Source organism: Paenibacillus sp. MMS20-IR301 (genome assembly GCF_032302195.1).
Lineage (GTDB): Bacteria > Bacillota > Bacilli > Paenibacillales > Paenibacillaceae > Paenibacillus_AQ.
On sequence record NZ_CP135275.1, the window covers coordinates 4,329,017 to 4,350,110 of the forward strand.

Consider the following 21,094-nt stretch of genomic DNA (forward strand, 5'->3'; position numbering starts at 1 on the left):
CACCTCAATTTTTAATAGTCGATTTCATCATCCACATGTTTAATAAAATCAGATCCTGAATCATATCCTGGGAATGGATCCGTCGGATTTCGAGCTGTAATGTTAGCTTTATCATGTGCATTTTTAGATGGGTTAACATTGTAGACCTCTATATCTGGATTCCATGTAGAACGATCCCTCAAAGGCATTCCTTCATCCATCAATTCTTGTTCTTTGATCTCATGATTTGCTAAATCCCTAAACCAATCTTTCTCCTTCTGTGTCAGTTCGCTCTTCTGAGCCTTCTTCCAAGCATAAGCAATCTCTGGGTCAGCTTGAAAGTATAAATCCTCGTATGGCTTACCACCTACAGATAACTGTTTTATGTCTAGAAATAGATGTTTTTTCATTATTAATATCTGTTCTTCTGTCAATCCTGTATTCTTTGCTACCGTACCAATATCTTCAACACCTAACTTTCTAATTTCAATATATTTCTTCTCAAGAAATGCTTGAAATCCATCCTCCGGTACGATGATATACTTCTTCATTTCAACAGGATCTGTTATAAAGTCACGTTTCCCCGCTCCCCCAACCTCCGCCTTAGCCTTAGCAGTACCCTCCACCTCTTTAACCTTCACATCGCCGATCGTCCCGTTCACGAGCTTCTTCACATTCGCCAGCCCTTTGCTCGCGGCGGTGAACAGCGCATCGCCTGCTCCGGCAATTACGGTATTGATGCCTACCGAGAGTAACCTCGCTCCCACGCTTTGCTTCCCGTCATCCCGGTAATCGTTGATCGCATCCATAGTTTCTTCGATCGTTCCGCTAATGGCTCCCGCTGCCATCGATTTGAGTAAGGTCGGCGAGAACTTGCCTACCAGGCCTGGCGTCTTTACTCCGTTCAGAAATCTCATAGGCAGACCGATGCTGATGATGGTTCCGGCTATTTGGCCCGCTTTTTTCCCGTACGGATCATCCATGGGATTCACATAGCCTTCCGGGGCTGGACCTGCAATCCAGTCCCCCAGCGTTCTTGGAATGCCAAATGCGGCCGTATTGATCGCCTGGACCATCATATTGCTTCCGCCCACCAGGATATTCGCCAGCGTCTGATTTCCTACTCCGCTTCTTGCCAGACGGTCTTTATCCGCCATTTCCTTATTCAGCTTCTCGTAATAGGCCTTCAGCTCTTCATACCGCCGGTCCTGCTCCTCGGCCGGTAAGGTGAACCAATACGTCCTCTTTAGCCGCTCGATCACCTTCGGATCCTCCCGGTTCAGGATGTCGGCTTCCGATACGCTGTTATACGGGTCCACCGGGCCTATTGTGGCTTCCGGTTGAATCAGGGCCAGCTGCCGCTTTGCCCATTCCCCCTGCACTCCCGGTTCCATCGCCATCCGCAGCAGGAGCGCGTATTCTTCCTTCTCCAGCAGCGGTACGCTCCGGTCGGTAATGGTCGGATCGTAGTCGCAGGCTTTGATGGCCGGCTGCTTATAATATCCGCTGAGGTCCTTCCCGGACTGATACTGGATTTCGCTGATCCCCATCGCCTTCAGCTTCTTGCGCGCTTCCTCCGCCTGCTGGTGGGCCGCCTCCATTTGCGCCTGATTGCCGAAGGTCTTGTACACCTCATACGCGATCTGTGACTTTCCAATCAGCTCCCGGGCTTCATAAATCTCCTTCAGCTTCACCTGTGCGGCCAGTCCATCAATGCTTACCAATCCTGACTGCTGAATCATTCCCTGCAACTTTTGCACGGCCGGATCACGGCTCAGTTCATCCCGGCCACTGAGGATCGATACGGTACGCATCAGGCTGGTCACAGCCTTCTGTGCCAGGAAGGGGATGGAGAGCACACCAAACGCCCCGTTGCCCCCAGCATTTCCGAATAGCGCCGCCAATGCGCCCAGTTGCTGGCTGAGCTGACCGGCCTGCCGTTTATTCTCCGCCCCTATTCCCTGAACTCCCTGGACGGCACTCCGGATGAAATCCTCCAGTTTCTCTGCTCCGCTTGTTAACTCTTGGATGAGCACTTGTGCCTTTAGCAGTTCCTGCCCCAGCGGAATTCCGCTCCAGTCCGAGGCCTTTCCCTTGAACTGCAGGTACAGCCGGTTCGTGTCCTGGCTGACCAGCCCGATTTTCGTGCGCAGGCGCTCTACTTCATCGACATTAAATAATAGTTTCGTCGCCGCCATGGCTTCCCCCTGCTCATTCTAATAAAATCAGCTATGCAGCACGCTGCATAGCTGATTACACTCTTATGTAGTGGGGCTCTTGCTGCCTATACCTATAAATAAATTCTTAGAAGCTTTTGTTCTGAGCGGCTTTGATTTCTTTAGAGAGAGTTTCATAACTGTTCGAAACATTTTGCATATGTGTACCAATGTTCTCCAGCGCCTGGCCAAATGCATCAAAGGTTTTTTGCATGCCTTTCACCTTTTCCGCAAACTCCTTAGCCGCAGCATCCTCCCAGATACTGTTCAGGGTCGTAGCCGTTGTCATGATTTTTTTCATTAAAGTGTCGTATTCCTGCTTTTGTTTCAAAACATTTTTTGCCTGTGTTGCCAAACCATCGTAGCTGACCGTTACTTTGTCTGCCATTATAAATCACTCCTTAACACTCATATTTTTATATAAAAATGAACTTGAAAAACACAATTTCAGCTTCTGGGAGATCCAAGTTCATTAGTATAGCTATGGTTTTGCTTAATATATATATCGGCCTAATTTTTTAATTATTTTATATTTTATACCTTTTTAAGAATTTTTTTCCTTAATATAAAATAAGCTTATCTCCCTTGCCCCTGATAATCGTTCCGCACAGAAAAGTCTGATTCGAACAGAATGATATCTCCTGAGGAAAAAGAAAAGTGATGTCCCATTTCGTCTGTGTCTCCGGTCATCTGGCCTTCAATTGCCCACATATTCGCAATCGGCGCTTTGTAACCCAGAATGCGGGTGCCGGCATCGCTATTTTTGACCGTATAGATTTCGAACTTCACCAGGATGTATCCGCCGGTAATGAATTCCTTCTCATGGCCGTCCAGCGCGCCTCCATACTGATTTGCCAAGGACACTATGTTAGTCCCTTTGGGCAGAATGTATGGGGCAATCGGCAGATTGTATTCCCCGTACCAGTGCTGCACGCTGCGTACAGCGGCAACAGGATTTACCCCATCCGGAATATTCGTTGGACCAACTAAGGTGCGTGATGTATAGGGCAAAATCTCCAGATTATAGCCTTCGGCAAGCCTGGTTTTGCGCTTTACATACCGCTCATAGAACTTGAGCCAGGTCGTTGTTGTCCGCTCAGCTTCCGTCAGGATGTAGTTATACTCATAGCTGGCTGCCGTGGTTAATTCCCCGCCCGGTATGTTCCGCAGGCCATCGGCCAGGCGGTAGGTGCGGGTATAACTTAGCTTGTCCTTCGGCGAGCCAACGCCAATCATCTTATTACCGGAACCCGAGATATCATAGTACAGGTCAACAGGCGCTGCGCTTCCTCCGGACTTCGGTATAAAGTAGAAGCTTGGCTCAATCCGTATCCCCTCTCCCGGCTGCCACAGATTCCCGATCGTCCGGAAATCGAACAGAAACGAGTAACCGTTATGGGGAACGGTCAATTGCTCCGCGGGATGTGAGCCTTTGCGGATAGGGAGCTGCCACTGTCTTTGTCCGCTTAAAGCCGTTGGTGCACCATTCTCATCGTTCCCGCCCGTATAATACATTGCGCTGCTATGGTCCAGGTTGCCCGTTCCCGTGCGGAATACTTTTTCAAACCGGAAATCCCCGATATCCCAGATCCGGAAATCGAACAGCCGGCCGACCACCCCGACATTAAAGCTCTCCGCTGCACAGTAATTTGCCAGATTGCCGTTCAGATTCACCTGACACAGCTCTGCCCCGTCCGACGGTGCATTGATGGCCCAGGACTGTGTTTGAATGGTATAGTCCCCTTCGTTAACCCAAGTAGGCATGGTAAAGTTCATGGAAGGTGTCCCGACAGGGATATTGATCCAGGTATTTTCCGGGTAATACTGACCCTCTTGGAACACGCCGAACGGAAACAGGATACGTTTGTTCTGCGTGTACTTGCCATAATCCCGGTTGCCATAACCGGGGATATTCAGGTGCTGCCCGCTCTCCGTAAAGTAAACAGTAAAGGGCCGGTCCAAAATCAGCACCGTCCGGGCATAATCCGGTACCATCCGCTGGTCGTAAGGACGGTTGTCATCCGGGAGAAGCGAATAGTTGACGACTGGTGTGTGTACAGTGATGGAGTTAATGCCGTTGATGGGATATGACTTACCTTGTGAACCGCCATTGATATTCCCGCTCATCGGAGCATAAGTAATCTCTCCGGAGCTGGGGAGATAGGCTGCGTTCAAATGCGTTGGTTCAATTGTATGCCCCGGACTGTACAGTACGTTATCACCAATGGGCTGCGGATTCGGAATCGTCCCCGGAGCTTGACCACTCTCCGTTACTTCACTTCCATTCATGATGGTCTGTCCCATGAACACGAAGCTGTCATTCTGCACTTGAATTTTCTTGGCAGCTTCCTCAGCCTTGGACCGAAAAGTTTCCAATTCATCGGGAGGCTCCGGCTTGGTTGTTCCTCCCTGCACATCACTTGCCGGAACCGTGATTGGAGCCGGAGCCACAGGAGGTAAATATTTGCCCTTAATCTCCGTAGAGAATTCTGGAGCTGTATATCCGCTTGGTTCTATAGTTAATTGCCCCCCGGGAAGCGCATTATTCATTAATAACACTCTGCCAAGTCCATAAATTTCAAGCGTATTTACAGTCCAGTACGAATAAGAACGGGTAATACTGTAAGGATATACCACCGGCTTCGGTTCACTCTTAGGATCCGGAACACTCCCTCCTCCGGTAGGTGCCGGTTTAGTGGGGTCCCATTTCAGGGTATATGTCTTATTAATTTTAATGTTATATGTACAGGTGCCTTTCATCTCTACAAACTTATTCTGATAAAGATAACTGTTGGCAGAAGCATGACCATACAAGCTTTCAGAACTTGGGATCCCCTGAAGCACATCAAACTGCTCATTCCCGCGCTGATCCGCCCGGATCTCGGCAGCAACACCGGGTTCCAGAAACTCACCGGAGATGGTTTGACCCGGAACGGGGTTTGTACAGGCTACCGCCGAGTTTCCGGGTGTTGGTCCTGGTGTCGGGGAAGGCGAAGCCGTCCCTTTAATATATACGACATATTCACTAGGGTAGCGGTAGCTATAGGTTTTAAAGCTATATTTAAAATTAGAATAGTAATACAACATCGCAGCATTACCTGCTGCCAGCTTCCGATAATACTTTGCATTATCATGGCGCTGGGTAAACGTGATAGTAGCTTTACCCAAGCTTATTTGCCCGGCATCCGGCTCACCTGCCTCGGCAGTATAATAAGGGAAATATTTAATGATATGGATTGAAGCGTCGGGCTCCCCTTTGTCCTCATCAGATGCCTTTATTTCTCCGTACCTTACCTCTACATTCTCATTCATTTGATCGTGCGGGTTCAGAATATCCAGAACAGCGGGTGTGTTATCTAAGTAAGCTGTACTAAATATATTGGGATATTGAATGTTTTTAAAAGCTTTGTTACGGACATATTGGACGGTCTGCTGAACCAATACATTCGGATATGCATCCGCAGGGGGACTCGTTCCGGATCGTTTGGGCGGAGTCCCCAAATTAGTAATACTGTCGTAATCTCCTCCAAGCCCTTCCGTCCAATGCACACTGTCACTGCCCAGCTGCCAGGCAAACCAGCCTCCATTGGCAGTATTATCCTCAGACTCAAATACAACAGGCTCTCCTGAGAATTGCACTGCTTCATTATACGTCCTGCTGTTCACCTGGACTGTCCGCACGACCTCGCCATCCCGCTTGAACTCGATTTTGGTGATTGTATTTCCTTGTCCTGCATCGAGCCCCAACGGCTTTGTTTTTAGTCCTGTATAACGGTAAAATATTGAATTAGAATCTTTAATTGCAGCATTTCCGTTTGTATTATAATTATTGATTAGTTCAACTGTCTTCCAGATGTGTTCCTCTGCTTCGGCAGCCTTTCCTGTTGAGGCGGTGAAGGCTATCAATGTTATAACAACTAATAATCCCAATACACCTATAGCCTTAATCCCTTTCATCAAAACCCCTCTTCCTTGTTAATCACCATGAGGAGATACGGATAGAAGAACTTCATGTACAAAATAGTAATTAGATCTAACAGATGTCTGCATACTTATAGAAACAGATGACCACAACTGCTCTTTCCCGACTTTAGGGATAATATAATAAGGAGAATCCTTGTATTCTTTTACATGTACAGATGCAGGTACAGTTAAAATCCCTTTATCTCTTCCGGGCTTATGCGAATCGCCTATCCCATCTATATTAACCCTAGCGTAGTTATAGGAACTATAATGCTCCGGATCATCATTCTTAACCGTTGATTTCCAATAAATGAGATATGCTTTTTTATAGTTTGAAACAGGAAATCCAGGATTGTTGTATTCTCCAAAACTCCATTTGAGTGTGTTCAGCGGAGGAACATTTTTCAGATTGGGATCGTGTGGATCCTCCAGATCAATCGCAACCAGTTCGTGCAGGGTAGCAGAATATTTTCCATCCTTAGAATTTAGCGTCAGCTTATCTTCCCTCCATTGACCTTCACGCCCCCCAAATGGAGACCAACTTCCATCATAGTCAAAGTACTCCGGCATCATCGTGAAAACATTCGTCTTATGCCACGCTAATTCTGCGCTGCTGATAGCATACTTATCTGTTTTGAGTTTGCCGCCGCTAAGTACAGTTATTACGCGTTCAACCGTCACAACAGCTTGCGCTCTCGTGGTATGTTCCTTTTCTCCAAGCTTGCCTGCACCTAGTCCGGAGATCAGGCCTGTTTTGGCAGCCAGATACATCCACTTATTGTCTAAATTATTCAATTTGGTGGTCATATACATCCATCTGTTGTCTATCTCTGTATCTAACCCAGCGGCCCGGGCAGCAATGCACGCCATTTCTTGGCGGGTAATCTTCCGGTTCCATTCCACCTCAGAATTAGCAAGATCCCCAGTGGCATAAAAGCCTGCCTGTTCCGCAGCTCCCACATAACTTTCATACCATTTGCCTTCAGATGCTTCTACTGGCTGTCCGGTTGCGGTCACGATCATTTTAATGAATTCAGCCCGGGTTACACTGGCATCAGGCATAAATAGTCCTCCTGGATACCCCTCCGCATAACCTTTATTTACTGCGGTATCAATTCCTGATTTCGCCCAATGATCAGCGGGAACATCCGTAAACGCAGCAGTTGCCGCTCCGGCTTCAGGATTGGATGAGTATGCCAGCCCCAAAGTAAATAACAAGAAAAACAGGACTACCTTTTTATTGAGTTTCTTCATACAAATAATCAAAAAATACACTCCCTCTCATAGTTAATACGGATAGGCACAATCCTCCACAAAATATCCTTTCCTCGCCGCCTCCTCCGGATCGAACAGACTCTCAATCACATTGGCTCCGGCAGGCAAGCAGCTTTCACCATAAGCGGTACGCCTGCCCGCAGCATTCCGGGTACCTATCAGCAATGTTCTCGCAACTTATGCAATATTGAATTTTTGTTTGATTTCTAGTAATCGAGCTTCAACCTCATCTTTAACAATTGGATTCCGTATTAAATAGTCCATGCTTGCTTCATTTAAATACTGATAGAAAGTTGGATAATCCAATACAATTGTCTGATCTTCCTCTACCGCAGGGTAGTCAAAAAAATAACAAACTCCCTCACTTCCGAAATAACCTTCTTCCCACTCATCTAACTCACCAGCAAAAACACACCAAACGCTCTCACTACCACCAAATCCATTTCCATTGCAATAGTTGTTAAGTGCTTCTAAAAAATATTTCCCCTCAAGGTGTCGATAATACATTTCCAATAATTCTTTTTCTGTTAGTCTGAGTTGACGACGGGTGTGTGTACAGTGATGAAGTTAATGCCGTTGATGGGATATGCCCGGTCCCCCTGCCCCTCCACATTCTCCGGAAGCATCGTGTAATTTATGGAGCCGGAGCTGGCTGCATTTGCCCGGTTGAGCAGACTCCGGTTGATCAGTAACTGACCTTGATAAAGCACATCGCCTCCGATAACCTGCGGATCAGGAACCCTTCCCGGAACAGGCCCGGTCTTCGTGGAGACGGTATCATCCATAATCATCTGTCCGTTAAATACCAGCCGGTCATTCTGCACCTTTGGATCGTGAGTTTGCGATTCTGCAAGACTTTTAAGGTCAGCTAAATCATCAACATCGCCAGGGCCTGGTTCATGATCCCCGCCATCGACCACATCCGGTGTGAACGACAGGGTTCCTGTCTCTTGAGGAACAACATGCTCTTCCACCACGGCGCTGTTGGCAAGTTCAACCGCCGGAGTATTATAGTTGTTAGGGTATAGTGTGACTACCCCTCCCGGCAGGGCATAATTCTCCATCATCGCCCGGTCGATTTGATAGACGGATAACTGATCGATCTGCCAGTACGCATATTCTCTAGGCGTTAATTCAAAGGTATAGGTTTTGTCAAAGGATGATTCTTTGGGAAGCGGGTCCTGGGGGATCGGATCTTCTCCATCCTCTCCCGGAAGATCCGGCTGCGCTTCCTCCCACTTAGTAGGATAGGTAACATCCACACTACAGGAATAGCGTATCTGCCCTGCCATATTGGCAAAGGTATGTTCAAATAAATAATTCTTTCCCCAAGCATTGGCGTATAAGTGATCTGAGGTAGGAATTCCGGTCGGTGCATCAAAGTGTATTCCATTCACTGCATCATCACCAAGAATCACCCCTGTCGCACCCGGTTCCATAAATGATGCTTGCGGAGCCGCGATCTTATTCGGCGGTTGAATGGTGTAGGTGCATTCGCCCGAGCCCGAGCCTTCTCCCCCGCCGCCTACGGTTATGGTAGCAGTTCCATACAGCGAGTAAGGATATTTGTTCCACTTGGCTGTAATATGTGCAGTCCCTTCTGCATGGGCCACAACTTTCCCATACTGGTCTACGGTAGCTACTGCTGAATTATCTGAGCTCCAGGTCGTGTTCGTCGTCGCCGATGTCACATCGTTCCAATTGTTGGGGAATTCGGACATGTTAGTAGCCATCGTCCGCACCTGAGCCTGCAGATTTTTCGAACCATTAACTTGAAGAGTGGCATTTTGGAGTACACGCATTTGTTTCTTTTCAACTACATATCCTTCGTATTTTACATCCATTGGAATATAGTATTCTGCTGTATATTTATTTGCCCCATCCGCTCTAGTACCAAATTTTGTTCTTAAATCATAACTTAATGGAGAACCCGTATAGACCTTTATGTTGGCTGTCATTGAACCTGCCTGAAACACCGGATCTTCACCGGCGACAGCTGGCGCATAACTCCCAACTGATTGCCAAGCCATATCTGAGATGGCCAGATCTTTGATTTCAGTTATGGGAAACGCATTATCTCTTTGGTCTTTCATAGATTCAGGGGCATAATCTCTCATATCCAAAATAAAATCGGTACGTTCTTTCTTCGGAACCGCAGAATCTCCAGAGCCACTTGTTAAGGTTGTCTTTGGCCCGCCTGTATACGTTGCTGTCCATTCGGGACCATCTGATTGCACCCATACGACTTTGGGCTTTGCCACTTTCTCTCCTCTTACTTTTACTTTCACAGTCTGCATGGGTGCCAGACCTTGTGGAGTAACATTAATGTCTAGGACCCCTTCCGGGTATCCCTGATTGAATCCTGTTGCGTAAGACGGAACCGGAAATAGAGCAAGTATTAAAGCTAGAAGGAGTGAACTTACGCCCCATTTTCTCATACCGCCTCACCTAATCCTCTTTCAATTCATAATAGAGCCAGGTCCCGTCATCCATCGTCAATCCCTTTTTCCCTTGTGTAACTTCTAAGAATTTCACCTGCCATAAAGTAACCCCTTTTCCGTCCATATAGTTGGCAAAGAATTGTTGAGGCTCATCATAGGGTAAAGTATTATATCCATATTTATTTTTGAGATTATCAGTTACTGTTCTCGATCCTACAAATAAACCACTATCTTGATCACTGAAATAATCACCTATGGAGAATGGACTTATCAACGGATAAATAGTAACTTCCACATACGCTCTGTATATTCCACGTCTATCCAACCTGTCTATGATTTCATCTTCATCGAAAAACAATGGTGCATAAATGCCTTTAGGGTTTTTGGGAGCCTGTGCATCCACAATAATGAAATGATTTAATTTAACAATGCATCTTTTATTTTTGTAAGTGAATGTTTTTCCCGCAATATCATTGAAGGAAGATCGCCCCGTGGTAAACGGGCTAATGCTCTCCATATTCGTCCGCTTGGTTCCCACTTCCCGCAGCTCATTTAACCCCACGAAGCTGGCGGCCGGCTGCTGGCTGACCGTATTTAAACGCAGCAGAATGGCTGAGGCTTCAGCGCGGGTCGCCTGCTTGGTTAGTCCAAATGATCCATCCGGATAGCCGCTCATCAGCTTGGTTCCCAACGAAACGGCAATATACGGAGCTTGGGACTGTGAGATGCCCGGTTTAAAATATTCTTTTACCGGAAGCACCGTTGTAGCTGTGTCCTGCAAAGCCTGCTTATAATCTGCGTCACCTGCCGCAAGTCCGGAGCTCATCCATTTGGCAATTTCCATACGTGTAATGGGTGTGCTTGGCTTGAACCCGTTAGGATAATCACTCGGATTAACATAACCCAGCGAAACCGCCCGATTAACTTCCTCCTCACTCCAGTGGCCTGCCAGATCTGCAAAAACATTCGTTTGAGCATTCTCAGCCTGTACCTTCGTTGCCCTGGATAATAACGCCGCAAACTCTGCACGCGTTACAGTCCCATTCGGTTTAAAGGTGCCGTCGGCATACCCTTTGAAGTATCCACTTTTCACTGCCGTATCGATAGCCGCTTTAGCCCAGTGTCCTTTAATGTCCGTAAATGTAACAGTCTGCTCTGCTGCTAGCACTGGACGAATCTGCACCAGCAAACTTGTGCATACCATAGAAACAATCAATAGACCGTTAAGTATTATTTTTTTCATTATGGTCCTCCCCTATTATATTGAGCTCATTCATTTCCCTTCACCTAACCGCACAATCCTCCACAAAATATCCTTTCCTCGCCGCCTCCTCTGGATCGAACAGACTCTCAATCACATTGGCTCCGGCAGGCAAGCAGCTTTCACCATAAGCGGTACGCCTGCCCGCAGCATTCCGGGTACCTATCAGACCCTTGCGCCGCATGACTGTACCGCTGCCGAGGGAATACGCATCCAGCAGTTCTCCGCCGGGAAGCGGGTAGCCTTGTATAAAAGCCATCATCCCGACATCCTGTATCGACTGCTCGTGAAGACCGCGCGGGAGGGTGAACTGAATGGACAAGCCCATCCGCTTCACCAGCTCCAGATGGCGGTTAATGGCCGTGGCCAGATCCTGTTCGACCAATGCAGTAATGGTGCTCTGGCGGATTTCACGAAATCGCTCAAGCGAGCTTAGAGGAGAGAGATTCGTCTGTGCGGCCAATTCTGCGTATTCTCCCTCATAAAATGTATTGGCCCCGGTGTCGTATACACGGGCGTTATCATCCAAAGTGAAATAGAGCAGGTTGCCATTCTGAAGCTTGTAGCAGTAAGGACGCTCCGGCCAGCTGACAGGCTTAAGCTCCTTCTCTCCTCCATTACTGGCTGTATCATCAAGCGTCACCAGCGTATAACCGCTATAGCCGAACATCACAAGGGCCGGCATATGCATTTTCAGGTTATTTAATTCACTCTGGTTGTTCTCCAGTCCGAATTTCAGCGCCAGATTACTGTAGAAGACACTCAGTACATCCTGATCCAGCTTCAGCTGGCGCTCCCGGCCATAATGAACTGCGGTTATCACCGGCTGCATTTCCAGCCGGGACAGATAGTCTCCGGCATCATCCACTGCGGCCTGGAAATCATCCGAATAGCGTTTATACTGATCTTCATTAAAGACCCGGAGATCTTCTCTCGAGTCATTAATGAGAACCAGCGGAATAACCAGTATTAGAAAAATAAGCACTACACTAAGGGGCTTCACTGCGCACCATTCCCCCGTACTTCAAATTAAGCGGAATCAGCTCACTCTGGAACAACATGGACCGCATCCGTGAAGCCAGGGTCGTCCCTTCAGATTCCAGCCGGACATTGAACAGATCACCGACATGCATGGTAAACCTTCTGCCCGGAGCATCTGCAGCAAGCGAAGCTGCTGACCCCGGATACAAGACCCCCAAGATATCTTTGTTGAAGTATCCGTCATATCTGACACTGAAGCTGTTCTGAAAGGTGGAATAATCATTGGGGTTGGTGTACAGAGGCTCCAGCTTCTTCTTGTAGTATTCCATCTGAACATCAAATACAGCGTAAGAAGCATCCAGCGTATGAAGAAACCGCTCATAATCCGCGACATCCACATACCCTTTGGCACGAACCGTATCTACGAACTCCACCACCGCTGCATTCGCTGCAAGCTTCGTATTCCTCTCCACAACCTCGGATTGCCGGAAGGCCGGGTAGACCCCAAACACAAAAGCCAGCAGAATCACGATAATTACACCTTTTAGCGCATCTGCCATGCGGCTCCTCCTTCCTCAGCGGACAGTAGAGATTTCCGTAATCATCTCATTAGTCCGTGTAACCCTTAGCTCATAAGCAGCGCCAGGCACTCCCCGCAGATCCACTGCATCAAGGTCTGTTTCTTCATTAAATACAATGCCGTCTATCACTAAAATGTAATCCCCTTCGAGCGCCTGAGGAATCATGCCGATTAACTGCTCACCTGAGACTTTCTTCAGGTCACCGGTTCCTGTATAGGGGGCTAATGCAACTTTAGCTTGCTCCGGCCGCCTGGCCTGAACAGTGCTGTCAGCTTCCAGGCGCAGAAACGTAAAGCCGCCAATTACGAACATGATCCAGGCGAACAGGGTTAGCAGGAATTGGGTAGCGGTTTTCATTTGCCAGCTTTATTCTGATCAAATTCGATTAACCGGACTTCACCATTCTTGTCCCTGAATACATTAGCTTTAAATGCAGACTGTGTGTTTACATTGCAATTATCATCATTAGAAACATCGTTATCGCTTAAATCCAGCATCTGGGACACGCTGTAATCCTTAAGGCCTGAGTTATCACCAAAGTGAAACTGCGCTTCAGTTTCTCCTTCATCTTCTTTCTTTGATGGGAGAGCATAATAGGTGGCATATGTATTACTCGCATGAAATCCTTTTTTGTTCACTCCAGTTTTTATAATAATGGAGAATTGAGGCCGTCCCTTATATTTCATAGCTGCATTAATTACATCCTGTCCGGAGACATCCTTATTATCATAGCTGTTGAACTCTGCCTGATTAATCATCTGGGTCTGGGCCAGGGTCTGTTCTTGCGCGCGAATGAAGTAATTATTAATGACCAGATAAATACTCACTCCCGCTGCGACGATCAGAATAGTAACAATGATACCAATCACCCATTTCAGCCCGGTCGAAATATTCTCCATGACATTCTCTCCTCACCTTGGTTTCTAGTTCTGAGTAAATACAATCAGCCTAACTTCATCATTCTGATCCCGGTAAATAGTAGATTTGAACCGGCCAAGTGTATTGACAGTACAATTATCATCATTTGTTATGTCCAGCATTTCAGAAACGCTTTGCGGGTCACCCCCATCCGGGTCTGATAAATCCACTAAACCGTCTACTGAAGCAGGCTGTTTATAATAAGAATCGTATGTATTCTCCGCATAAAACCCTGTAGTATTTTCCCCAGTCATAATCTTAATTGCAAACTGCGGACGGCCCTTATACCGCATCGCCGCATTGATCACATCCTGGCCGGACACATCCTTGTTGTCATAGCTGTTGAATTCCGCCTGATTGATCATCTGGGTCTGGGCCAGCGTCTGCTCCTGAGCGCGGATAAAGTAGTTGTTGATGACCAGGTAAATACTTACACCTGCAGCGATAATCAGAATGGTAACGATAATGCCAATCACCCATTTCAGGCCCGTCGAAATATTCTCCATGAAATTCTCCTCCTCACCTTATATTGGAAGCTTGCTTCTATGCTGTTAAACTCTCAGCGCTACTGTGCCTGAAAATAAATAGCCGCAATCCGCTTGTTTTTGTCTTTGATCAGCTCGGCCCTGTACCTGGATTGGGGGCTGATGTAATACCAACCTGAAGCATCTGAAATTTCTTCGTCAGACTGGCTAGATCTAGTCCCTTCCTTGAACTTCCTGCTTGAATAATCGAACTCACGGCAAGAGCCCTCACCGCTCGGATTCATACTGATTTGTCTATAAGATGCATCCTGACCGTAGACATTAGGCCGTTCAATGTAGAGACAGAAGCTCGGCTGGGACTCATAGCGGCGGTAAGCTGTAAGAATCTGCGAGCCGCTGACCAGCTGATTGTCGAAGGCGGAATACTGCTGCTCTGACAAGGCCCTGGCCTGTGCCGCCGCCTGGCTGTTCGCTAGCTCAACTACAGGCTGTGTTTTCCCCCACAGGAACAGGCCGGAGGATATAATGGCCAGCGTAATCAGAATGGAAATGGTTGTTTTCAAAAAGCTTGCTATATTCTCCATGCCTGTATCTCCTTCACATTTTACCGGTCACAACAGTCAGGTCGCCCAGCTGCTGGAAGGCCATATAGACGAAGGGAAGCAGTAAATATAAGGTGAACGTTGCCTGCATCGGCAAGAACCCGAACATTTTACCCAGTGTACTTTTTCTGCTGATTACCTTCTCATAGTGCTCCTTGCGCTGATCCATCGCGAAGGCCCTTTCGGCATCCATATCATCGAACGCCTTTTTCACCGGGATCAGATCCGCGGCAACCTGCAGGCGGTCAGCCAGCCGTTCCAGGGGAACAAACCGCGCGTCCTCCTTCAGCTTCTCAATGGCGTCCCAGCCTCCCGCTTCATAATCCAGCATGCAGCGCAGCAGCTGCCGCTCAAAGATATAACTGTAGCGGTGCAGCCACTCTATCATTTCATACACGCTGATATTCGGAAATTGCGACAGCATCATCGACAGCGTATTGAAGCCGTCTACCTCATTCTGCATTTCCCATTTCCGCAGCTGGGTACGGACGGTCAGATAAGCATCCGGGAGGAAGAAACCTGCCGCCGCCAGCCCGAAGGCTAAGAGCAGTTCGTACCATTTGTAATATTCCTTGTGGTATTGCTCTACTCTGCTCATGAGCTGCAGCGCATAGGCATTCTGATCCAGGCTCTGCTGAAGGAACGGCTTATGCTCGGCCTTCTCCAGAATATAAGGCATCATCTGATCCGGTGTAATATCCCTCGTTATAAGTTCACCGATCAGCGACTGCTCGAAGGCATAACGCTCCTCACTGAGCATCTTCTGGGATTCCGTCTGGTTCCCGCCCGTCGTAATCTGTACATTGGGGTAGAGCAGGTTATGCCTGATATTCGCATGAATAGAGAACTGGATAATTACAACCAGCAGGAATATGCCTGTAGCAGCCAGGGTCTTCTGAAGATAATAGGCGTGATGGGACAGGCCGGAGTTGGCATCCTTCAGTACACCCGCTACCTTGAAGTGGACAGGTTCATGCTCTGCCGGTGTAATTCTGTCCGTTAATCTGTAGACCCATTTGTTCTTGAGCAGCCGGTTTAACCATTTGCCCTCATCCTTAATAGCCTGCGTATCCTCGTCCACCCCCTTCAGAATCCGTAAGGCAACAAAGGATACGATAAACGTGATGTACAGCAGAATCAGCGAATACAATCCCCATGCGGAATTATAATAGTTAGTCACAATCGGGAACATGCCCTCTGCCCATTTGCGGATCGGATCCAGCATGAATACCGGAGACACTGCCACAAAAACAATCCCGTATAACAACCGGTCAATCCGCTCACGGCGGTTGATATCCATATGAATCTCTTCTCTGATATTACCGAGCATGGAGAGATAGATGGAGCGTTCCCCTTTATGAATATCCGCATCGCCGTATTCACCGATCTTGTAGCTCACGCCGGCCAATTGCTTCATATACCGGTTAGGCGCAACCTCGTAATACCGCTGCAGCTCATCTTCCGGGTCCACTGCTGCAAGAATTCCGGCAATCTGTCTGGCATGCATAGCCACCATGGGTTTGGAGCGTTCTGCTGAATTCTCCAGGCTGACCTGCACCATATGCGTCTGATGATATTCATGGCGGATATCCAGAATCATGGAGGACTGGTCATACAGCATCTGCTTGGCCAGACGGCCAATGAACAGGTCACTGAGAATTCCGCCTAAATAAATGGAGACCAGCATAATGGTTGCCCGGCTGACCCAGGAAGAAGTCCATAGGAAGGACAGCAGTGAGATCAGCAGAATGCAGACAACGATCATCAGCGTCAGTGCAGCTGCCCGGCTGCGGATCATCATTTCATTTCCGGCATGAATTAAGGTGAGGCGGGACCGCATCCGGTGGAGCAGTTTTTTGACGACCGGAAGCTCATCAAGAACCGGATAAGCCTTATGAGCCTGTTCCAGCCATCTTTTCTCCTTGGTGCGTGTAGGCAGCAGCGCCTTAAGCCTTCTTTGCTCCTGATACTGCGTCCCCTTCAGCTTACGCTGCACAATGCTGAGCAGAACAAGCAGCAGGGCCAGCAGGATGACGGAGGTCACCAGAACAATCAGCATTATATTTTGCAGACTCATGCGGATTGCCCCCAGTACTTTTCGATAAATGCAGTGAACTCTGCCGCATCATCCTCATCCATATTTTTACGCATTTCATCTATCTTCCGGCTGCTGATGGGATGCTTGACCACGTATTCTCCGGCTTCCCAGACAACGATATCCTGGTAATCATAAGAACGCCTGTCTGTCATCCGCCCGAAATATTCAGTCATGGTATCCATGAAAGCATCCAGCTTATCCGTAATTTCCTCCCGCTCTGCATAACTGCGGGGATATTCGAACCGCGGGTCGGCGGGAATAATCTCCGTAATCCGCTCAATGTACCGTTTACCGGCCCGGAGCACCAGATGAACATTGAAGCCCAGCGCCTCAACCACCTGTACCTCGGCAATTTTCTCATTGCTGAACGCCCCCGAGGCAATCAGGCTGTTGCGGAGTGCACTGACGAGATTGGCCAGGGTTTTGCCGTGATGGGTAAACAAGGTATACTCGGAGGCCACCTGCGCAGCCTGAATCACATAACTGACCACACTGTGAGTGGCGGCTTCGCCGACAATGTTAACCGCACCATCCGTTTTCTTTTGTACATCCAGCCCGTCCTGGCCGCTGACCGAAGGGGTTTCCCGGAAGGAAAGGATGTTTTTTCCCGGATACATTTTTCTGGCCCAAATTTCAAAAGAGGTCTCCTGAATCCGGATATTCTTCGCATCAATATATTTGATCAGCGCCTTGAGCAGCGTTGTTTTTCCCGAACCCTGTCTTCCTGTAATCGCCGTTACCTGATGGCCAAGAATGAGGTAGACAAGCATTTGAATAGCAAGCGGTGCACCCTGATCTTTAATCTGCTGGTCCAGTTCCACCAGGGAGTCATTGAATTTGCGGACGAAGAACGCCCAGCTCTCTGCCATTTTGGGTCTTACTACTACGACGCGGCTGCCGTCAGCCATATCGTTGATGATATATCCTTTGGATTCATTCAGCTGGCCGGGATTACCAAAGCCGTAAATATTCTGGCAGACCCGTTTCAGCTCCTTCTCAGAACCGAAGCTCAGGAATTCCAGGTGGAGGGACTTCCCCCGGTAGAATGTCCATACCGCATCATAGGACTGCGGAACGAAATGCTGCTGTTTGGTATATTCCAGAAAATCCGTAGTCTGCACAACATCTGGAGGCATCCCGCTGGTTCCGCCGTTCACCCCGTCGATATTCTGATCCCGCAGCTCATCGATCACCCCAAGGCCTTTATATATTTGATAGGCCCGTTGTACAATGATTTCAATCTTGTCCTGAATGGACAATCTCGGCTGCTCCGATTGGTAAATATGGCGGATCTGTTCTTCAGTAATCTTGTATCCCCGGGAGCCGTCAGGCAGCTGCTGCAGAGTGTCCAGACTATATTTGCTTATCATTTCATTAAATGCATTCTGCCCGTGATCTTTCTTGAAGACATGGAGCAGGATGTCGAAGCAGTCCTGTGAAGTCAGACGGCCCGCATGGCCGAAGCTGATAATCTTGTCCACATTGCCTTCATCCAGGCCATAGGTCTGCACCAGCAGATCCTTCATGTACAGCTTGATGTATTTTTTGGCGGATAAATCACCATGCATGCAGCTTCTAAGCGCCTTCTGCAATTCTCTGCGCCGGGCCTTGCGTCGGTTGTATTCTTCTTCGCTTGGACTGCCTTCATAAAGGGAAGAAGCAATAATCTCCTCGAATGCCCGTCTCAGAAACAACACGATTTCATTCATATCATATTTCAGCTGCACCGCTCCCGGTGCCGAGTCTTTACGTCTGCCCAGCCACAGGAACAGGAATACCCCGATCACAATAAGTACAATAAATATCAGGATGAGATTAATCATTCGCAGCTTCCAGTTCCGGCACAGCCGGGATCTCCAGCGTCTGAAGAATAAGCCGGCCCATCCCGCGCACGGCGGCAGTGAAATATGCTTCTTCGCTAAATTCCAGAAAACGTGTTCTGGCCTCCCGTGCTTTCAGCAGGAACGGCACAGTCCGGCGCTCATTCTGCGCATCCATGAACCCGGTATGATAAGGAATAATGCCCACTGCGGATTTCTTCAGCCCGTACTGCTTAATAACTCTTTCCTTATTCATCCTTGAGCGGCGCTCGTAGGCCCCCAGGCAATAGAGCACCTGCTTGTGCTCCGGCACAGGCATCTTACCGTTTGTTACGAAATAGCTGTTCAGGCTCACCAGATTCTGGCTCAGATTGACCACAATCAGATCCGCCTGCTGCATTACCAGCGATACCACCTCCGGGTCATCTTCGGCCGAGAGGTCCACAAACAGCAGATCATAGAATCTTCGGTAATCCTTGAAAATATGCGGAAGCAACAGCTTGGCCGTGTGCTTCTCCGCATGTAAAGAACCGCTTAACAGCTCCAGACGGTCTTTAAGAATAGATTCCGCATGATCCCGTATCCCCTCAGGGGTGAGCATACCGCACTGCACCAGCCGCTCAATCGCGTCCATCCCTCCTGAAGTGCCCGCAGCCCGGGCTGCCGTTTTTGCCTGAGAGAATACATACTCAAGTACTCCTTCCTTCAAATGCGTGTGTGTCATCAGCACCCGGATATGATGGTCCAGTGCAATCGTTGCTGCCACGACAGCCATATTTGAAGTTGTTCTCCCCTGCCCCTGGGCAGGCCCCCAAAATGCTACCAGCACCTTTACTCCCCCCGTTTCCTTGCATACTGCCATAGCTTCTTGATGTCATGCTTAGGAACATTGCCGATCTCCATCAGAAAGTCATTAACAGCCCCGGCAAAATCCTTCTCCACCTTAAGATTCACACGTCCATCATGACCCCAGTCGATTCTCCGCTCTGCGCTGGTGATATAACTAATCTTCGAGGTGATTACCGGATAGTACCGGTCCACATATTTCAGTCCAAGCCCGCATTCCTCTTCAATCACAATTAAAAGGGCCGGGATGCGCTTTTGATCCAGCAATTCATCCACATGCTCCATAGCCTGACGCTCATAGCTGGTAGCAAATACAATCTGCTCGTCCTCAAGACCTTCCGGATAACCATGATGCCAGTCATACAGGACAATATCCGGCCTGTCAGCTGCAAGCGGCTCGGCGTTCCGTATCTGTATACCGGATACTTCCCCGTCGAAATATTGATAATGCCTGTGATTGTCCGAAATGATCATGACATCATTGTTGTAATAGCCTTTCAGCAAAATAGCGGCTGCCAGGATGAAATCATGTTTCTCACAGTCGCCGGCGACAACAATATTCAAATCGGTCACTCTCCTTCCAGCAGACTGTCTTCACTTGCTGCTTCTGTATTCGGCCCGCCTGTCGAGCTCTGGTCCGCACTGGAATCCACAGGCGCCTGATTATTCTGATCAATAATTCCATTAACCGATTGGCTGTCGTCCACCCGGGCAGCATTAGCGGCTGCAGCCCCCTGCTCCGCTTTTCGCTTGATTACACCGCTGCCGCTAGGCGCACCTGCTCCGACACGTATGTTCTCCTCATCTTCAAGGGCTTCAAGCCGTTTCTCAAGCTCCGTACGCAGACTCTCGGCCAGGCTCCATTTGGCCTGATCAATAATGAAGGGATTGCTCTTAATGACCCGCAATACATCCAGATTAGGCACATAATTCGCTACTGGCTCAGGCTGAAGCTCTGGCTCCACATACTGTTTCATGTACAGCTCAGCATTGTTAATATAAGCATCCACTAAGGCTGCCTGAAGCAGCTGCGCTTCTTCCTCACTATCGTTGAAGAAGGTATACTGATTCGCCAGATCAACATCCTCCAGTGACTTCTTCCCTACAACTATGTAATCCTCACCGTTAGGAAACACGATCCGGATATCAACAACATCCCGTTTGGTCAGCCGCAGCGGAAGCTTGATATACTCGGTCTCTTCCTTACGTTCTGAAGGCTCCAGTCTTGCCTCATCACGCACCATCTCCGTAGTAACCGCCGTTCCCGGCATGGCATTGATCTTCAGGTATTTGCCGACAATTGCCTTGGAATCACTGATCAGGTTGTCCGGGGAAGAGAATTCAGGCAGCTTCTCTGCCATTACATCCTCTGCAGTAATCGCCTCACCGGCAAGTTTAGCAGAGACGAGAATATAAGCTGTCCGGGATTGATCCATATAACGCTGCAGGACATCATCTTTGTCAGCCAGCTGTGCTTCATAAGCAGTCCGCTCATCGATTAACCTGGCGTTGTAATGACGATACGTTGCGAACCATACCCCGGATGTAGCGACGGCAACAAGACAACCTGAAATTATCGTGTATCTCAACATTTTTTTTCGCTTGCGTACTGCCACTTCATGACCTCA

Annotated in this window: 19 protein-coding genes; all 19 read right to left on the reverse strand. The window is 48.3% G+C overall.

Annotation, left to right across the window (positions count from 1 at the left end; genetic code table 11):
• Window positions 1-11: 11 nt before the first annotated feature.
• The 19 genes from LOS79_RS18630 to LOS79_RS18720 all read right to left on the reverse strand — a co-directional run bounded on the left by LOS79_RS18630 (window position 12) and on the right by LOS79_RS18720 (window position 21,082).
• Window positions 12-2,177 (reverse strand): hypothetical protein, encoded by a 2,166-nt coding sequence (locus tag LOS79_RS18630; protein ID WP_315411553.1) that lies wholly within the window; start codon window positions 2,175-2,177, stop codon window positions 12-14.
• Window positions 2,178-2,283: 106 nt separating this feature from the next.
• Entirely contained in the window at window positions 2,284-2,583 is a 300-nt protein-coding gene (locus LOS79_RS18635; protein ID WP_315411554.1) for a WXG100 family type VII secretion target, read from the reverse strand.
• 188 nt (window positions 2,584-2,771) lie between these two features.
• Window positions 2,772-6,125 (reverse strand): DUF5704 domain-containing protein, encoded by a 3,354-nt coding sequence (locus tag LOS79_RS18640; protein ID WP_315411555.1) that lies wholly within the window; start codon window positions 6,123-6,125, stop codon window positions 2,772-2,774.
• 45 nt (window positions 6,126-6,170) lie between these two features.
• A complete protein-coding gene (locus tag LOS79_RS18645) occupies window positions 6,171-7,412 on the reverse strand; it encodes an S-layer homology domain-containing protein (RefSeq protein ID WP_315411556.1) in 1,242 nt (413 codons plus the stop codon).
• Window positions 7,413-7,445: 33 nt separating this feature from the next.
• The gene (locus LOS79_RS18650) at window positions 7,446-7,598 is read right to left on the reverse strand and encodes a hypothetical protein (RefSeq protein ID WP_315411557.1); all 153 of its coding nucleotides are present in this window, start codon (window positions 7,596-7,598) and stop codon (window positions 7,446-7,448) included.
• A 12-nt stretch (window positions 7,599-7,610) separates the two neighbouring features.
• Complete coding sequence (cdiI, locus tag LOS79_RS18655) at window positions 7,611-7,946, reverse strand: ribonuclease toxin immunity protein CdiI (RefSeq protein WP_315411558.1); 336 nt, start codon at window positions 7,944-7,946, stop codon at window positions 7,611-7,613.
• Window positions 7,947-7,960: 14 nt separating this feature from the next.
• A complete protein-coding gene (locus LOS79_RS18660; RefSeq protein WP_315411559.1) occupies window positions 7,961-9,730 on the reverse strand; it encodes a DUF5704 domain-containing protein in 1,770 nt (589 codons plus the stop codon).
• A gap of 151 nt (window positions 9,731-9,881) precedes the next feature.
• A complete protein-coding gene (locus LOS79_RS18665) occupies window positions 9,882-11,117 on the reverse strand; it encodes an S-layer homology domain-containing protein (RefSeq protein WP_315411560.1) in 1,236 nt (411 codons plus the stop codon).
• 40 nt (window positions 11,118-11,157) lie between these two features.
• Window positions 11,158-12,138 carry a hypothetical protein gene (locus tag LOS79_RS18670; protein ID WP_315411561.1) on the reverse strand — a complete coding sequence of 327 codons (981 nt, stop codon included), beginning with the start codon at window positions 12,136-12,138 and terminating at the stop codon, window positions 11,158-11,160.
• On the reverse strand, window positions 12,125-12,676 hold the full coding sequence (locus tag LOS79_RS18675) for a hypothetical protein (protein WP_315411562.1): 552 nt from the start codon (window positions 12,674-12,676) through the stop codon (window positions 12,125-12,127). Before LOS79_RS18675 ends, LOS79_RS18670 begins: the two co-directional genes overlap by 14 nt.
• A 15-nt stretch (window positions 12,677-12,691) precedes the next feature.
• Window positions 12,692-13,054 carry a hypothetical protein gene (locus LOS79_RS18680; protein WP_315411563.1) on the reverse strand — a complete coding sequence of 121 codons (363 nt, stop codon included), beginning with the start codon at window positions 13,052-13,054 and terminating at the stop codon, window positions 12,692-12,694.
• On the reverse strand, window positions 13,051-13,596 hold the full coding sequence (locus LOS79_RS18685; RefSeq protein ID WP_315411564.1) for a hypothetical protein: 546 nt from the start codon (window positions 13,594-13,596) through the stop codon (window positions 13,051-13,053). The genes LOS79_RS18680 and LOS79_RS18685 overlap by 4 nt, the downstream gene beginning before the upstream one ends.
• A gap of 24 nt (window positions 13,597-13,620) precedes the next feature.
• Window positions 13,621-14,121 (reverse strand): hypothetical protein, encoded by a 501-nt coding sequence (locus tag LOS79_RS18690; protein ID WP_315411565.1) that lies wholly within the window; start codon window positions 14,119-14,121, stop codon window positions 13,621-13,623.
• Between the two features lie 59 nt (window positions 14,122-14,180).
• A complete protein-coding gene (locus LOS79_RS18695; RefSeq protein WP_315411566.1) occupies window positions 14,181-14,684 on the reverse strand; it encodes a hypothetical protein in 504 nt (167 codons plus the stop codon).
• A 13-nt stretch (window positions 14,685-14,697) separates the two neighbouring features.
• Window positions 14,698-16,779 carry a hypothetical protein gene (locus LOS79_RS18700; RefSeq protein ID WP_315411567.1) on the reverse strand — a complete coding sequence of 694 codons (2,082 nt, stop codon included), beginning with the start codon at window positions 16,777-16,779 and terminating at the stop codon, window positions 14,698-14,700.
• On the reverse strand, window positions 16,776-18,623 hold the full coding sequence (locus tag LOS79_RS18705; RefSeq protein WP_315411568.1) for an ATPase, T2SS/T4P/T4SS family: 1,848 nt from the start codon (window positions 18,621-18,623) through the stop codon (window positions 16,776-16,778). The genes LOS79_RS18700 and LOS79_RS18705 overlap by 4 nt, the downstream gene beginning before the upstream one ends.
• Window positions 18,616-19,449: a hypothetical protein gene (locus LOS79_RS18710; protein ID WP_315411569.1), complete on the reverse strand. Its 834-nt coding sequence runs from the start codon at window positions 19,447-19,449 to the stop codon at window positions 18,616-18,618. The genes LOS79_RS18705 and LOS79_RS18710 overlap by 8 nt, the downstream gene beginning before the upstream one ends.
• Window positions 19,450-19,451: 2 nt before the next feature.
• The gene (locus LOS79_RS18715; protein ID WP_315411570.1) at window positions 19,452-20,030 is read right to left on the reverse strand and encodes a hypothetical protein; all 579 of its coding nucleotides are present in this window, start codon (window positions 20,028-20,030) and stop codon (window positions 19,452-19,454) included.
• A 5-nt stretch (window positions 20,031-20,035) separates the two neighbouring features.
• Window positions 20,036-21,082, reverse strand: a complete 1,047-nt coding sequence (locus tag LOS79_RS18720; RefSeq protein ID WP_315411571.1) for an SAF domain-containing protein — start codon at window positions 21,080-21,082, stop codon at window positions 20,036-20,038.
• Between the last annotated feature and the right edge of the window lie 12 nt (window positions 21,083-21,094).

Coding starts and splice junctions, on each gene's coding strand:
- LOS79_RS18630 (WP_315411553.1), bottom strand. CDS start 2,177: ATGGCGGCGACGAAACTATTATTTAATGTCGATGAAGTAGAGCGCCTG.
- LOS79_RS18635 (WP_315411554.1), bottom strand. CDS start 2,583: ATGGCAGACAAAGTAACGGTCAGCTACGATGGTTTGGCAACACAGGCA.
- LOS79_RS18645 (WP_315411556.1), bottom strand. CDS start 7,412: ATGAAGAAACTCAATAAAAAGGTAGTCCTGTTTTTCTTGTTATTTACT.
- LOS79_RS18660 (WP_315411559.1), bottom strand. CDS start 9,730: ATGCAGACTGTGAAAGTAAAAGTAAGAGGAGAGAAAGTGGCAAAGCCC.
- LOS79_RS18665 (WP_315411560.1), bottom strand. CDS start 11,117: ATGAAAAAAATAATACTTAACGGTCTATTGATTGTTTCTATGGTATGC.
- LOS79_RS18675 (WP_315411562.1), bottom strand. CDS start 12,676: ATGGCAGATGCGCTAAAAGGTGTAATTATCGTGATTCTGCTGGCTTTT.
- LOS79_RS18680 (WP_315411563.1), bottom strand. CDS start 13,054: ATGAAAACCGCTACCCAATTCCTGCTAACCCTGTTCGCCTGGATCATG.
- LOS79_RS18685 (WP_315411564.1), bottom strand. CDS start 13,596: ATGGAGAATATTTCGACCGGGCTGAAATGGGTGATTGGTATCATTGTT.
- LOS79_RS18690 (WP_315411565.1), bottom strand. CDS start 14,121: ATGGAGAATATTTCGACGGGCCTGAAATGGGTGATTGGCATTATCGTT.
- LOS79_RS18695 (WP_315411566.1), bottom strand. CDS start 14,684: ATGGAGAATATAGCAAGCTTTTTGAAAACAACCATTTCCATTCTGATT.
- LOS79_RS18700 (WP_315411567.1), bottom strand. CDS start 16,779: ATGAGTCTGCAAAATATAATGCTGATTGTTCTGGTGACCTCCGTCATC.
- LOS79_RS18705 (WP_315411568.1), bottom strand. CDS start 18,623: ATGATTAATCTCATCCTGATATTTATTGTACTTATTGTGATCGGGGTA.